The sequence below is a fragment of the Deltaproteobacteria bacterium HGW-Deltaproteobacteria-18 genome (genome assembly GCA_002841885.1).
GTDB lineage: Bacteria > Desulfobacterota > Desulfovibrionia > Desulfovibrionales > Desulfomicrobiaceae > Desulfomicrobium.
Window position 1 is genome coordinate 82,718 of the sequence record PHBE01000006.1, and the last position, 14,831, is coordinate 97,548.

General features: G+C 58.1%; 7 protein-coding genes and 5 tRNA genes. 9 read left to right on the forward strand and 3 right to left on the reverse strand.

Going from position 1 to position 14,831, the window contains the following annotated elements; genetic code table 11:
• Positions 1-2 precede the first annotated feature (2 nt).
• A complete protein-coding gene (locus CVU60_06665) occupies positions 3-794 on the forward strand; it encodes a hydrogenase (GenBank protein ID PKN42367.1) in 792 nt (263 codons plus the stop codon).
• An 88-nt stretch (positions 795-882) separates the two neighbouring features.
• Here CVU60_06665 and groL read toward each other — a convergent pair whose 3' ends face one another.
• The gene (gene groL, locus CVU60_06670; GenBank protein ID PKN42368.1) at positions 883-2,520 is read right to left on the reverse strand and encodes a chaperonin GroEL; all 1,638 of its coding nucleotides are present in this window, start codon (positions 2,518-2,520) and stop codon (positions 883-885) included.
• A gap of 28 nt (positions 2,521-2,548) precedes the next feature.
• Complete coding sequence (locus CVU60_06675) at positions 2,549-2,839, reverse strand: co-chaperone GroES (protein PKN42369.1); 291 nt, start codon at positions 2,837-2,839, stop codon at positions 2,549-2,551.
• Between the two features lie 290 nt (positions 2,840-3,129).
• On the opposite strand from CVU60_06675, the gene CVU60_06680 reads away from it, so the two are divergent.
• The 6 genes from CVU60_06680 (at position 3,130) to CVU60_06705 (ending at position 4,916) form a co-directional block, all read left to right on the forward strand.
• Positions 3,130-4,413, forward strand: coding sequence for a serine--tRNA ligase (locus CVU60_06680; protein ID PKN42370.1), 1,284 nt, complete (start codon positions 3,130-3,132; stop codon positions 4,411-4,413).
• Between the two features lie 52 nt (positions 4,414-4,465).
• Positions 4,466-4,541, forward strand: a tRNA-Lys gene (locus tag CVU60_06685).
• A 6-nt stretch (positions 4,542-4,547) separates the two neighbouring features.
• A tRNA-Glu gene (locus tag CVU60_06690) sits at positions 4,548-4,623 on the forward strand.
• Positions 4,624-4,649: 26 nt separating this feature from the next.
• A tRNA-Glu gene (locus CVU60_06695) sits at positions 4,650-4,727 on the forward strand.
• A 34-nt stretch (positions 4,728-4,761) separates the two neighbouring features.
• Positions 4,762-4,835: transfer RNA gene (locus CVU60_06700), tRNA-Gln, on the forward strand.
• A gap of 3 nt (positions 4,836-4,838) precedes the next feature.
• A tRNA-Glu gene (locus tag CVU60_06705) sits at positions 4,839-4,916 on the forward strand.
• A 127-nt stretch (positions 4,917-5,043) separates the two neighbouring features.
• On the opposite strand, the gene CVU60_06710 is transcribed toward CVU60_06705, so the two are convergent.
• A complete protein-coding gene (locus CVU60_06710) occupies positions 5,044-8,277 on the reverse strand; it encodes a histidine kinase (GenBank protein PKN42371.1) in 3,234 nt (1,077 codons plus the stop codon).
• Positions 8,278-8,410: 133 nt separating this feature from the next.
• On the opposite strand from CVU60_06710, the gene CVU60_06715 reads away from it, so the two are divergent.
• Together CVU60_06715 and CVU60_06720 are read left to right on the forward strand one after the other, a co-directional pair.
• Positions 8,411-11,662, forward strand: a complete 3,252-nt coding sequence (locus CVU60_06715) for a hypothetical protein (protein PKN42372.1) — start codon at positions 8,411-8,413, stop codon at positions 11,660-11,662.
• Between the two features lie 15 nt (positions 11,663-11,677).
• Positions 11,678-14,770 carry a bifunctional diguanylate cyclase/phosphodiesterase gene (locus CVU60_06720; protein PKN42373.1) on the forward strand — a complete coding sequence of 1,031 codons (3,093 nt, stop codon included), beginning with the start codon at positions 11,678-11,680 and terminating at the stop codon, positions 14,768-14,770.
• Positions 14,771-14,831 lie beyond the last annotated feature (61 nt).

Consider the following 14,831-nt stretch of genomic DNA (forward strand, 5'->3'; position numbering starts at 1 on the left):
GCATGTACATATTCGACACCATCATGAACCGGATGCGGCGCGGTTGCCAGACCATGCCCTACCCCAAGGGGCCGGCCCCTGCCCTGCCGGACCGCCACGGCGGCGCCCTGCGCCTTGACGCCTCGGCCTGTCCGGCTGGCTGCGCGGAATGCATTCCGGTTTGCCCCACCGAGGCCATCACCCGCGAACCGGACCAGGCTGCACGCCTCGATCTTGGCCGCTGCCTGTTCTGCGGAGACTGTCTGGAGGCCTGCCCCAGCGGGGCCATCACCAGGACGGACGACCATCGCCTGGCCGTGCGCCACCGCGAGGATCTGATCCTGGGCGAACGCGGCAAGGAGGAACTGCGGCTGGCGGCGGCCCTGGACAGGAAGATGAAAAGCCTGCTGGGCCGCTCCCTGCGCCTGCGGCAGGTCAGTGCGGGCGGATGTAGCGCCTGCGAGGCGGACATCAACGTGCTCGGCACCATCGGCTGGGATCTGGGACGTTTTGGCATCCAGTACGTGGCCTCGCCCCGCCATGCCGACGGTGTTCTCATAACCGGGCCCGTGACCAAAGGCATGGAACTGGCACTGCAAAAAACCTGGGAGGCTGTGCCCGAGCCGCGCATCGCCATCGCCCTGGGCGCCTGCGCCATCAGCGGCGGCCCTTTCGTCGGCCATCCCCAGCACAACGGCGGAGCGGACCCCGTCATCCCCATCGACCTCTACATCCCCGGCTGCCCACCGCACCCGCTGACCATCCTGGACGGCTTCCTGCGACTGCTGGACCGGCTGCCCAGGCACAACCGTTGAGCAAGGCCGCAGAAAAACCTCCGCCACAAGACGCAAAAAAGGGCCGGAATCGCTTCCGGCCCTTTTATTATTCTGGGGTATGAACGGCTTAGTACATGCCGCCCATGCCGCCCATGCCGCCACCGGGCATGGCCGGGGCAGCCTCTTCCTTGGGCTTCTCTGCGATGGCGCACTCGGTGGTGAGCAGCAGGGAGGCTACAGAAGCGGCGTTCTGCAGGGCAATGCGGGTCACCTTCTTGGGATCGATGACGCCGGACTTGAGCAGGTCTTCGTATTCGCCGGTGGCGGCGTTGTAACCGAAGTCTTCCTTGCCGTTGCGGACCTTGTCGATGACCACGGCGCCTTCAACACCTGCGTTGCCGCAGATCTGACGGATGGGCTCCTCGATGGCGCGACGGATGACCTGTACGCCTGCGGCTTCGTCGTCATCGGCGGGCTTGACGGAATCCAGGGCGGACTGGCAGCGCACCAGGGCGACGCCGCCGCCAGGCACGATGCCTTCTTCAACGGCAGCGCGGGTGGCGTTCAGGGCGTCTTCCACGCGGGCCTTCTTTTCCTTCATTTCGGTCTCGGTGGCTGCGCCAACGTTGATCACGGCAACGCCGCCAACGATCTTGGCCAGACGCTCCTGCAGCTTTTCGCGATCGTAATCGGAGGAGGTCTCCTCGATTTCGTTGCGGATCTGCTTCACGCGGGCCTTGATGGCCTCGGCTTCGCCGGAACCGTCAACGATGGTGGTGTTTTCCTTATCGATGACAACGCGCTTGGCGGAACCGAGCTGGTTCAGGGCGATGCTCTCGAGCTTGACGCCCAGATCATCGGAAACGACTTCGCCACCGGTCAGGATGGCGATGTCCTGCAGCATGGCCTTGCGGCGCTCGCCAAAGCCGGGAGCCTTGACGGCCACGACCTGCAGGGTGCCACGCAGCTTGTTGACAACCAGGGTAGCCAGGGCTTCGCCTTCGATGTCTTCGGCGATGATGACCAGGGGCTTGCCCATCTTGGCGGCCTGCTCCAGAACGGGGAGCAGTTCCTTCATGTTGGAGATCTTCTTTTCGTTGATCAGGATCAGCGGGGAATCCATCTCGCAGACCATCTTGTCAGGGTTGGTCACGAAGTAGGGGGACAGGTAGCCGCGGTCGAACTGCATGCCTTCGACGACGTCCAGGTTGGTCTCAAGGCCCTTGGCTTCTTCAACGGTGATGACGCCTTCCTTGCCGACCTTGCCCATGGCTTCGGCAATGATGTTGCCGATGGTGGCGTCGTTGTTGGCGGAAATGGTGCCGACCTGGGCGATTTCCTTCTGGTCGCGGGTGGGCTTGGCCAGCTTGTCCAGGCTCGCGATGACGGCTTCAACAGCCTTGTCGATGCCGCGCTTGATGGACATGGGGTTGCGACCGGCGGCAACCAGCTTGATGCCTTCGGTGAAGATGGCCTGGGCCAGGATGGTGGCGGTGGTGGTTCCGTCGCCGGCGATGTCGGAAGTCTTGGAGGCGACTTCCTTGACCATCTGGGCGCCCATGTTCTCGAACTTGTCTTCCAGTTCGATTTCCTTGGCGACGGTTACGCCGTCCTTGGTGATGATGGGGGAGCCGAAGGACTTTTCGATGACAACGTTGCGGCCCTTGGGTCCGAGGGTGACCTTGACGGCATTGGCCAGGGTGTCCACGCCGATTTTCAGTTTTTCACGGGCCTTGGCATCAAACTTGATAATTTTAGCAGCCATGTGTGCGTCTCCTTGGGATTCTTAAAAATTAGGCTTCAATAACAGCGAGGATGTCGTCTTCACGCATGATGAGCAGTTCCTCACCATCGATCTTGATCTCGGTGCCGGCGTACTTGTTGAAAATCACCTTGTCGCCAGTCTTGACGCCCATGGGGATCTGCTTTCCGTCATCAGCAACCTTGCCCGGACCAGCGGCAACCACTTCACCCTTGATGGGCTTTTCCTTTGCGGAATCGGGGATGATGATGCCGCCTTTGGTTACCTGCTCCTCTTCGAGACGCTTGACCAGAATACGGTCGTGCAGTGGTCTGAGTTTCATGTTTTTCCTCCAAGATGTTTAAGAATTTCTTCCGTGTAGATATATTTTTTGGCACTCGGCAAGCCAGAGCGCCAAAACGCGAAACTGTAAACGCAAGGCAAGTTCCGCGCGAGACAGAGGCCCAAATAATCCCTGCCGCAGTGAAGTCAAGGGACGAAGTCAAAAAAAAATCAATCCCCGCCAAACCGGGCGGCTTGTGATTCGGACCAAGGCAGGCTATGCATTTCGCCTCACAACCGCCACCACCGCCCGTTTAAGGGCTGACCGCAAGACCGCCACAAGGACATCCCATGCTCGACATCAAATTTATCAGATCAAACCCGGACGAGGTCAAAGACGGACTGCGCAAACGCCGCAGCAAGCTGGACCTTGAACCGTTCCTGGCCATCGACCAAAAAAGGCGCGACCTGCTCCTTGAGGCCGAAGAGTTGAAAGCCCGGCGCAACCAGGCCTCCGGCGAGATGGCCCGGATGAAAAAGGCCGGCGAGAACGCAGAAGCGCTCCTGGCTGAGCTTGGCATCATGTCGACGCGCATCAAGGCGCTGGACGAAGAGCTCAAAGACATCGAACAGCAGACCGCCGACTGGGTCATGTCCATCCCCAACGTCCCTCACTCCTCCATCCCCGAAGGCGTGGACGAAGCGGACAACCTGGAAGTGCGCAGTTGGGGCGAAAAACCCGCCCTGCCCTTCACCCCCAGGGAGCATTGGGAACTCGGAACGGCCCTTGGCGGACTCGATTTCGAGACTGCGGCCAAGATCACGGGCAGCCGTTTCGTGATCCTCAAGGGATGGGCCGCAAAGCTGGAGCGCGCGTTGATCAGCTTCATGCTCGACGTGCAGACCCTTGAGAACGGCTACGACGAGGTCATGCCCCCGGTCATCGTCAACCGTGAGAGCCTCATGGGCACGGGGCAGCTGCCAAAATTCGAGGAGGATCTCTTCCATCTCGAAAACACGAGTTACTATCTCATCCCCACGGCCGAGGTCCCGGTGACCAACATCTACCGCGACACGACCCTAGCCGAATCCGCGCTGCCCATCGCCCACTGCGCGTACACCGCGTGCTTCAGGTCCGAAGCCGGCTCCTATGGCAAGGACACCAAGGGCATGATCCGCCAGCACCAGTTCGACAAGGTCGAGCTGGTCCGTTTCGTCCATCCCGATTCATCATATAATGAGCTGGAAAAACTCCTTGGTCACGCCGAGAGCATCCTGCAGAAGCTTGGCCTGCATTACCGAGTGGTCACCCTGTGCGCCGGGGACCTGGGCTTCTCCTCGGCCAAGACCTACGACATCGAGGTCTGGCTGCCCGGCCAGGACAAATACCGCGAGATCTCGTCCTGCTCCAATTTCGAGGACTTTCAGGCCCGCCGGGCGGGAATCCGCTTCAAACCCGCGGACGCCAAGAAGAGCAGACTGGTTCATACCCTGAACGGATCGGGCCTGGCCGTGGGTCGAACCATGGTCGCCATCCTTGAAAACTACCAGCAGGCCGACGGTTCGGTAATCGTGCCTGAAGTCCTGCGCCCTTACATGAACGGACTGGAAAAAATTGAATTGAAAAAAGCCTGACTTTCCGGCTTGACAAGCTGGGTACCCCCCTATAGAAGCGTCTTCTCTTTACGGGCCGTTAACTCAGACGGTAGAGTATCTGCCTTTTAAGCAGAGAGTCGAAGGTTCGATCCCTTCACGGCCCACCAAAATGCGTCCCCATCGTCTAGTGGCCTAGGACGGCGGCCTCTCACGCCGCTAACAGGGGTTCAAACCCCCTTGGGGACGCCACTTTTTTTCTTCGACGCAAAACTTGCGTCCCCATCGTCTAGCTCGGTCCAGGACACCGGCCTTTCACGCCGATAACAGGGGTTCAAATCCCCTTGGGGACGCCACTTTTTTTTAGTTTCAGTTTTTTTGTTTTTTTGCTGGGTGATCGTTCAACGGTAGGACAGCGGACTCTGACTCCGTCAATCTTAGTTCGAATCTAAGTCACCCAGCCACCTGTCCCCATCGTCTAGCTCGGTCCAGGACACCGGCCTTTCACGCCGATAACAGGGGTTCAAATCCCCTTGGGGACGCCAAAGGAAGCAAGGCCTTACATCGCAAGATGTAAGGCCTTTTTCTTTTTCTACAAGCCAAGCACATTCTTGGATTCTTCGACGCTTGATTCGGGAAACTGCCCCGAACCGGCTTGCACATCCCGCGCCCCTAACGCCGCTTCCCTGCCAGCGCTTCGGATATTTTCTGCAGGAGTTCCTCAATCTTGACGGGCTTGGCTACATATCCGTCCATGCCGGCAGCCAGGAATTTTTCCTTGTCTCCGTCCATGGCGTAGGCGGTCAGGGCGATGATGGGGATGGCCGTTTTGGGGCCGAGGGTGTCTGAGCCTCGGATGATGCGCGTCGCCTCGATGCCGTCCATGACGGCCATCTGGATGTCCATGAGGACGCAGTCGAAGTCTTTTGCAGAGAGCAGCTCAATAGCCTGCCTGCCATTTTCGGCCAGGGCGACCTCGTGCCCGACCTTTTCCAGCAACTTCTGGGTGGGAATGCGGTTGGACGGATCGTCCTCGACCAGGAGCACTCGCAATCTGTCGCCTGTTCCGGGGAAAGACGTTTCGACAGTGCTCGAGGGCGTGTTTCCGGGAATCTTGAAGGGCAGGGCTACATGCACGCTCGTGCCTTCGCCGGGTGCGCTTTCTATGGTGATGGTCCCGCCCATGAGGTCGACCAGTCGTTGCACTATGGACAGGCCCAAGCCTGCTCCCTGGTAATTGCGGGCGAAAGAGTTTTCGACCTGACGGAAGGGTTCAAAGATATCACCAATCCTGTCTTCTGCGATGCCGATGCCCGTATCCTTGACGCAAAAATGCACGCCATAAACGCCGTCATCCTTTGCGGATATGGCCTCGATGTCCACAACGACCCTGCCGCGCTCCGTGAATTTGAGGGCGTTGCCCACCAGATTGAAAAGCACCTGGCGCACCCGCGTTTCATCTCCGACCAGGACTTCGGGCATGCCCGGGGCAAGGTTGCATTCCAGGGCCACACCCTTGTTTCTAGCCGTGACGGCGAAAAGTCCGGACACGGAATCGAGGATCTCCCGAACCTGAAAGGGTGCTTGGCGAATCTCCATCTTGCCCGCCTCCACCCTGGAGAGATCAAGGATGTCCGAGAGCAGCCTGGTCAGCCTGTTGGCGGCTTCCGTGGCCATCCGGATGTAGATGGATTGCTCGGAATCAAGCGGAGTGGTTTCGAGGAGTTGCAGCATGCCCATGACCCCGTTGATGGGGGTACGAATCTCATGGCTCATGTTGGCAAGAAATTCACTTTTCGCCTGACTGGCGGACTCTGCCTGCTCCTTTGCCTGGAGCAGAGCTTTTTCAGCCCGTTTTTGTTCAGTGATGTCCCGAAACTCCGTAACCCGTACATTCGTCTGTTTATACGGGATGTTCCGCGCTTCGAGACGAACGGGATATTCTTCCCCGTTTTTGCGAATGCCTTTCACCTCATAGGGGCTTTCGAATCCTGACAGGATATTGCTCATAACCAGATCACGGAATTTTTCGGATATGAGCATAAGGCCGTTCATCCCGGTCAGTTCATCAGTGGAGTAGCCGGTTATGTCGGAGAGCCCCTGATTGCAGTCCAGAATGACACCCTTGTCGTGAATGGCGATGCCGCCGAAAGAGGCATTGTGAAGGACTCTGAAACGTTCCTCGCTTTGCTGCAGCTCCCGTGTCCTCGTTTTCACCTGCCTACGCAGTGTCCAAGTCCAAAGGAAAAACCCGAACAGAAGAAGAAGGAGCGGCACCAGAATCATGGCGATTTTACGCAGGATGGAAACAAGTGCCTGGCTTGGCTGTTCGTACACACCCATCCATTTTTCGTAGAGACGGCGGTATTCGCCGGAATCCTTGACAACCCGCAAACCCTCGCTGAACTGCGCCAGAAGCGCTGCGTGACCATTCGGCACTGCGTAGCTGTAATCCATTGAAAAGAAAGAATTCTGACCCAACTGCAAATTTGTCCATCCGCGTGCCTTGATGATGTTCAGGGCAATGATGCGGGAGGTCAGCGCGCAGTCGTATTTCCCCTCGGCCAACTCCCTAAGCATGTCCTCCTGGGTCTCCACCGTGAAAATCTGAGACTCCAGGCCTCGCTGCAACAGATAGTCGTGGACCACGTCTCCTTTCTGGACGACGATGCTCCTGCCTTTAAGATCGCTGAGTGAAAGCGGATCAAAGTTTTCTCCGCGTCGCACCACCGCTACGTAATTGTTGACCGAGTGGGCTTGGGTGAAGTCAAATTTACGGTCTCTTTCCACAGAATAAAACATTCCTTGTACTGCATCAATTTTGCCTCGTTCCAGATCGAGCAGGACCTCAGTCCAAGGCCCAAGCCGGATGTCAACGTCAAACCCCATTTCCCTGGCAATCATCCGGGTCAGTTCGACATTGAAACCGGCCGGGTTTCCCTTTTCGTCCAGATACTCGAACGGAGGATAGCGATGATCCCCTCCCACAACGATGCGACGATCTTTCGGCAACTCAAGGGCGGCGAACCAGCGTGAGTGAAGGCGACGATAGGTCCCGTCGGCAATGACGATGGCGAGCCCTTCGTTCAGCAAGGCCAGCATGCGGCTATCGCCTTTTTTGACGGCAAAGCAGAAATCCTGACGAAAATCCTCAACGGGCTTGTCGACAACCTGTAGATTTGCAAGTCCGGTTTGTGGGATGAGGCGCAAGGCCACAAGGCGTTGCACGACAACGGCGTCATAATGTCCCTGTGAAAGTTCGTGCAGGGCTTGTTCGAAGGTGGGTGCGGTTTGGAGGTGTATGCCACGCTCTTCTCGCCGTAAAAATTCCTCGGCATTGTCGCCGCGCATGACGCCCACACGCCGTCCTCTGAGATCGGCCAAGTCCCGGATATCTTCCGTCCCGAAGCGCACCACGATGGCCCCATGCAGGGTCATGTAGGGCACTGTGAAATCAAAGAGTTCTTCGCGCTCGGGCGTGCGGCCAACCAGCGGCAGGACCTGCACGTCCCCTTTTTCCAGCCAGCCTTTGACTTCGTTCCAGGGCCCCGTGCGAAAGGTGACGTCACGGCCCATGGCGGCAAGGGCGGCTCGCAGAAGTTCCACGGAAAAACCACCTGCACTGCCTCCTTCGTCAACAATGGAAAAAGGCGGATAGTCGATTTCGGCGGCCGAGATGACGGGTGGCGATGGCTTGGATGCCTCGGCAATTCGCGGTACTTGCAGGATGAAGACAAGCAGCAGGAACGCGAGCAGTGCAGCGATGTGCCGATCCGGTCTGGTTGCATGAGTGCCCGAATGGTTCGAGTCGCTGTCCACAAAGAAAATTTGCTCTCTCATTATTTTTTCCGGAATACCTTGGGATAATGGGCATGGTCGTCTGACACCCTTGTGGACTACATCCATGGAAATCTCAAGGCATGCGAATAAACTGGTTCGAATTTGCCTGTATCAATACAGAAATCCGCGGCTGATCCTGAATTTTTCAATCTTGCGCGGCTGAAAATGCATTCTCATATCCACCGGCAAACAGTCCTTGATGGATCACTTTCAAATTTCCCCTTTCGCGAGCGGCAAAGGTAGGTTACACAATAATGCATCCAGCAAAGTCGCCAGGACCGGCCCGGATCCGGACAAAGCCTTTGATTCTGGAGGCGCTCATTTTCACGCGCAGCACGTCAATAAACCGCGACACACTTCGCCGTGCGTATTCGGAGGCTCCATGTTCGCTCGCCTGTTGCATGGCTCGATCAAAAAAAAGCTCGCCATCCTTTTTCTCGTGGCGGCACTCCCCGCAATCATCATCATCGTTTATGCCGGGCTGGAAAACCATCGCCGGGAAGTGTCCAGCGCCGAGCAACAGTTGCAGGCTTTTTCCGGTCATCTTGCAGAAACACAGGCCCAGGCCACGCTCGCCACCAAAGCGCTCCTTGAGGGTCTGGCCATGCTGCCTGAAGTGCGCCGGGGCGACGCCGAGGCGTGCAACCGCCTCCTTGCCAACCTGCTCAAAGTAAACCCGGCTTACGCGGCCCTCCATCTGGTTGATTCAAATGGAGATCTTGTCGCCTCCGACAGCGCGCGCAAACCCACGAACTTCGCCCACACGAGGCACTTCAGGGAAGCCCTGGCCACAAAGAGCTTCGCCACGGGCGAATATCTCCTCGGCGTAACCCTGCACGTTCCCGTCTTCACCTTCGGTTATCCGGTTCTCGGCGATCAGGGAAACGTCACAGGCGTCCTGCTGACCAGTATCCGTCTCGACAGGTATGGGGAACTGTTCAGGCAAATCCATTTTCCGGCCAACTCTTTCATCGGCGTCTGTGACAGAAACGGGCGGCGCCTCTTTCGTTACCCCGAAAACCCTGCCGCGATTATCGGAGAGTCGATCAAACAGACAGTCTTCGAACATGCCGTGGCCGGACCCTCCGAGGGCCTGCTCCTGGAAGAAAGCGCGGACGGGGTCGAGCGCATCACCGCCTTCCAGAAGCTGAGCCTGACCCCGGACAGCCCCCCGTACATGTACTTCTTTGTCGGGGCGCCCAGCGCCACGTTCTACGCCGACGCAAAGAGCGGTATGCTGCGCGATTTCAGCGTTCTCTTCCTGACCATCGGGCTGACCATGCTGAGCGGCTGGTTCCTGGGCGGCAGGACGGTTGGCATGCGGCTTGAAGAATTGGCAGGCGCAGCAAAGCGGATCGGCGAGGGCAATCTTTCCATCAGGGTGGCCCCCGCGCCCGAAATCACAGAAATCGACGTCCTGGCCAAGGCGTTCAACAGCATGGCCGAATCCCTTGAACAGGACACGATCAATAGGGCCAAGGCGGAAGAGGCGCGACGCAAGAGCGAGCACCGCTACGAAATCATCTTCCAGAATTCTCCACTGGGCATAATCTTGTTTGACCATGAGGGCTACATCATCGACTGCAACGAACCGTTCATCCAGACCATGGGCTCATCCCGGGACAAACTGATCGGATTCAACACGGCTCGCCAGAGTTCCCCCAAAATGCGCGAAACGATCAAAAAAGCCCTGGCCGGAGAAGTGGCGGTCTTTGAGGACGAGTACACCTCCATCACCGGCGGAGTCACGAAAAGCCTGCGGGTCGTGTTCAACCCCATTACGCCGGAACGGACGCCAACGAGCGTCATCGCCACTCTTGAAGACATTTCCGACCGCAAACGGACAGAGATGGCACTGCTGGAAAGCGAGGCCCGTTTCCGCAAACTCTTTGAACAGGTTCCCTCCATCGCTGTTCAAGGTTATGACTTGGAGGGTCGGACGCGCTACTGGAACCAGGCCTCGCAAAATCTATACGGATACAGTCTGGACGAAGCGATCGGCGCCAAACTGACCGACCTGATCATCCCTCCGGAAATGCGCGAGGACGTCGAAGCCGCCATGCGCTCCATGGCGGAGACAAAAATTCCCATCCCCGCCAGCGAACTGACCCTCATGCGCAAGGACGGCTCCCGCGTGCTGGTCTTTTCAAGCCACGCCATCGTCATGAATGCCGCAGGAGAGGCCGAACTCTTTTGTGTGGACATCGATCTGACCAGCAGAAAAGAGGCTGAAGAGACCCTGCGGGGGCTCAAAGAGGCCGCAGAGGCCGCCAACCAGGCCAAAAGCGAATTTCTGGCCAACATGAGTCATGAAATCCGCACCCCGATAAACGGGGTCATGGGCATGCTGCAGCTCCTGGAAACCACCCCGCTTGATGCCGAGCAATCCAGCTACATCCGGATGGCCACGGAGGCCGCCAACAGGCTGACCAGGCTGCTTTCGGACATCCTTGATCTCTCCAGGGTGGAGGCTGGCAAGATGGAGATTCGAAAAGCTCCTTTCCATATCCGGGACATTGCCGACTCCGTGTCCGGCCTTTTCACGGTCACGGCCAGAAACAAGGGCGTAGCACTGGAATGCAGTCTTGACCCGGCCATGCCCGCCACCCTGATCGGGGATGAAACGCGGGTGCGCCAGGTGCTCTTCAATCTGGTGGGCAACGCCCTCAAGTTCACCGATAACGGCAAGGTCCGCATGGAAGTCACGGCCCTGCCGCCAGACATGGATGGCGACATCCGTGTTCATTTCCTCGTCACGGATACAGGCATCGGCATTCCCGAGGACAGACTCCCCCTCATTTTCGAACCGTTCCGGCAGGTCGAAAACTCCTTCACCCGCAATTACCAGGGAGCAGGCCTGGGTCTGTCCATCGTGCACAGGCTGGTCGGACTCATGGGCGGAGAGATCTCCATCGAGAGCACGCCCGGCAGAGGCACGGCCGTGCATGTCATTCTGCCCTTCAAGACGGATTCAGGCACATCAATAACCGTCGAGGACGCAGTTCCGAAAAAAGGCGATACGGTCCGCGTGCTCCTGGTCGAGGACGACCCCTCCAACCGGATTCCCACCCAGAAGCTGCTGGAAAAAGCCGGACACGAAGTCACCTTGGCCGAAAACGGCAGACAGGCCCTTGAAGTGCTGGCCAAAAACGACTTCGACTGCGTTCTCATGGACATCCAGATGCCCGTCATGAACGGCATCGAGGCGACGCGCATCATCCGAGAATCAGACACCCTCGGCCCCAAAAAGGCCATCCCCATCATTGCCCTGACCGCCTACGCCATGGACAAGGACAGGGACACTTTTCTGGCCGCCGGCATGAACGGATATGTCGCCAAGCCGGCAACCCTCGAAGAAATCACACGGGCCATGCGGGAAGCCATGGGACTGGATAAATCCGGTGACGCCGCTGCGGCAAGGCATCAAGACTCCACTTTTGATTTGCCCTGACCGGGCATCCAACTTATGAAGCGGACCATGCCAAAAAAACTCCTCACCACCCTGCGCTCACGGGCGATTGTCGCGCTCACCGCGATCTTCCTGGTCATGGGAATTGGTTGCGTGCTCATGGTGGGAATTATCATCACAGAACGCCTGGACACCTTCGAGCGCGACCTGGCCGCGGCCAATGTCCGCCGCGCACGAAACGCCCTGCAGCAGGACATGCAACGCATCGACAACCTGCTCAAGGACTGGGCGTGGTGGGATGACACCTACGACTTCATGCTCACGACCTCGGGTGACTATGCACAAAGCAACATCACCCCGGACGTGTTCCTCAACCAAGGCCTGAGCGCCATAATTTTCGTGACCGACAAGGGAGAAATCCTCAATGCCTCGCGGATTTCCCGCGATGACGGGACGCTCGGCGTCCCAAGCGAAGAGCTGCTCAACTATGTCAGAAGAACCGGCCTGACCTATCCCCCTGAAGACCTCTTCAGTGGCAGTCCGAAGCTGGTTAACGTCGGGGGGTCATTGTGGATCGCGGCAAGCCGCGCTGTGCTGACCTCCCAGCAGACCGGACCGGCGCGAGGACGGCTGTGGATGATCCAGGAGATCGATAACGCCTACGTCGAAAAACTCACCCTGCGCACGGAACTGGCGCTGCAAATCAACGTCGCCGAAAAGGAAAAACTGCCGCAGGCCATGCTTGCACTGCACACCGCCCCCCCTGCGCCCGGGGAAACCCTCGTAGTCTCCGAAAACGGCCTCGTCTGGAGCGCCCTGCTCCTTTCCGACGCGGCAGGCGGCCCGCCCATAGCCATCATCGCCAATGCTCCGCGAGAGCTCACGATTCTGGCCCGCGCGACAATGAGAACCAGCCTCGCAGTGGTCATCGTGTTCGGAATTGTCGGCTTCTTCAGCGGCTTCGCCTTTCTCGAGAAGAGCATCCTGTCCAGGCTGTCGCTGCTGAGTTTGCGCGTCAGAAGGGATGCGCCGGATGCACAGCTGTGCAGGCTGGATCAAAACTGCGACGAAATCGACCAACTCTCGAACCTGGTGGACACGGCCTTCGAGTCCATCCATGAAAACGAGCGTTTTCTCAAACAAATCCTGGGCGCGATCAAGGTCGGCGTCATGCTCATCCGCAAGAAAGACCGGGTCATCGTCAGCGCGAATCCATATGCGATCGCCCTGGCCGGACGGCCTGAAAAGGACATTGTCGGCAGGGTCTGCCACCAGTTCTCCTGCGGCGCTGAATTCGGAAAATGCCCGGTCTGCGATCTCGGGCAAACCCTCGACAATCACAAATGCGAGTTTCTCGGCAATGACGGCAAACGGATTGACATCCTTAAATCGGTGACCATAATCACCCGAAATGACGAGGAATATCTGCTTGAAACATTCTGGGACATCCGCGAGATCGAACGCACGCGGCGCCTCCTGGAGGAATCCGAGGAGAGGTACCGAGCGATTTTCCTGAACACTGGCACACCGGGAGTCCTCATCAACGAGGATACGTCCATCGCCGTCGCCAACACGGAATTCCTCCATCTGGCCGGAATCACACAGGACGACGTACTCCATAATCCGCCCTGGACACGCTTTTTCCATCCGGATGATGTGCAGAGAATGCTCCGCTACCACACTCTGAGACGTCAGAACGAAACCGTTGCGCCAAGAACCTATGAAGCGCGACTGGTTGACTCTTCGGGAGAGCATCATCACGTCAAGCTCACCGTGGCCATGATCCCGCGGTCACAGCAGTCCATCGCCTTCCTGCTCGACATCTCCGACATCAAGAGAGCCGAAGGGAAGCTGCATGAACTCGCCTACGCGGACGCTCTGACCGGGTTGCCCAATCGCCTCTGCGCCCTGGAGAGACTGGACCGGAGCCTGACGCGCCTCGACCCTGAGAGATCAAGCCTGGCCGTCCTCCTGCTCGATCTCGATGATTTCAAGATCATAAACGACTCCTGGGGCCACGCTGCCGGAGACATCGTGCTGATGGAGGTGGGACAGCGCCTGCTCTCTGCCCTTGATTCATCTGCAATGCTGGCCCGCCTCGGTGGCGACGAATTCATCGTCGTGTCCGGCGCCAGCGACAATGAAAACGAATATCCCAATCTGGCGCAAAAACTTATCGACACGTTCAGCAGACCCTTTAAGCTCGAAGGTTCCGAGACCTTTCTCGGGGTCAGCGTGGGTGTCGCCGTCTTCCCCAAAGACGGCAACACGGCGGGACAGTTGGTGCGATGCGCGGATCTGGCCATGTATCAGGCGAAATCCTTCGGCAAGAACATGTTCCATTTTCACTCCCCGGAATTGACCCTGAAAGCTCAGCGCCGCGTGGAGATTGAGCGGGAGCTGCGCCTGGCCCTCGACGCAGGAGAAATTGTTGCTTTCTTCCAGCCGGTCATAGACCTTGAAACCAAAAAAATCGTTGGGGCCGAAGCCCTGGCCCGTTGGCGCAAACAGGACGGAACCCTTGTCTCTCCGGCGGATTTCATACCCGTGGCGGAACAGACAAACCTCATCACTGACATCGACTTCAGCATCCTCTCGCAGGCCTGCCACCAGGCCCGAAGTTGGGACAAGAACGGATGGGGACAATTGCGCATCTCCTGCAACATCTCCGCGCGGCATTTTCAACGCGGCAACCTGCCAAGAGAAGTGCAACAGGTCCTTGAAGCCAGCCAATTGCCCCCGGGGCAGCTGACCCTTGAGGTCACCGAGACGGTGTACATGGAAAACATCGACCAGGTTCGCGGCATCCTCGAATCCATTAACGAAATGGGCGTCCGGAGCGCCCTCGACGACTTCGGGACCGGCTATTCATCCCTGTCGTACGTACGTTCCCTTTCCTTCGACGTCCTCAAGATAGACAAGTCCTTCGTAAAGAACCTGCCCGAAGCGTCCGCGCTCGCCCTCATTCGCGCCATGCTCGGCATCGCCATCAGCCTGGAGATAACCCCGCTGGCCGAAGGCATAGAGACCGGGGAGCAACTCCAGCAGCTCAAATCACTGGGGTGCAAACTTGGGCAGGGATATCTGTTTTCGCCCCCGGTTCCCGCCGCACAGTTTGAAGAATTGCTCAAAAAACAGGACACCGCGTGATCGCGGCAACGCAGAAACTCGGATTTTCAAGCACAGACCCGAAATAATGCGAGCAACTTTT

Excerpts from the sequence above, each read along its gene's own strand:
- CVU60_06720 (PKN42373.1), top strand. The coding sequence starts at position 11,678 with ATGAAGCGGACCATGCCAAAAAAACTCCTCACCACCCTGCGCTCACGG.
- CVU60_06710 (PKN42371.1), bottom strand. The coding sequence starts at position 8,277 with ATGGATGTAGTCCACAAGGGTGTCAGACGACCATGCCCATTATCCCAA.
- CVU60_06715 (PKN42372.1), top strand. The coding sequence starts at position 8,411 with ATGGATCACTTTCAAATTTCCCCTTTCGCGAGCGGCAAAGGTAGGTTA.
- CVU60_06680 (PKN42370.1), top strand. The coding sequence starts at position 3,130 with ATGCTCGACATCAAATTTATCAGATCAAACCCGGACGAGGTCAAAGAC.
- CVU60_06675 (PKN42369.1), bottom strand. The coding sequence starts at position 2,839 with ATGAAACTCAGACCACTGCACGACCGTATTCTGGTCAAGCGTCTCGAA.
- groL (PKN42368.1), bottom strand. The coding sequence starts at position 2,520 with ATGGCTGCTAAAATTATCAAGTTTGATGCCAAGGCCCGTGAAAAACTG.
- CVU60_06665 (PKN42367.1), top strand. The coding sequence starts at position 3 with ATGTACATATTCGACACCATCATGAACCGGATGCGGCGCGGTTGCCAG.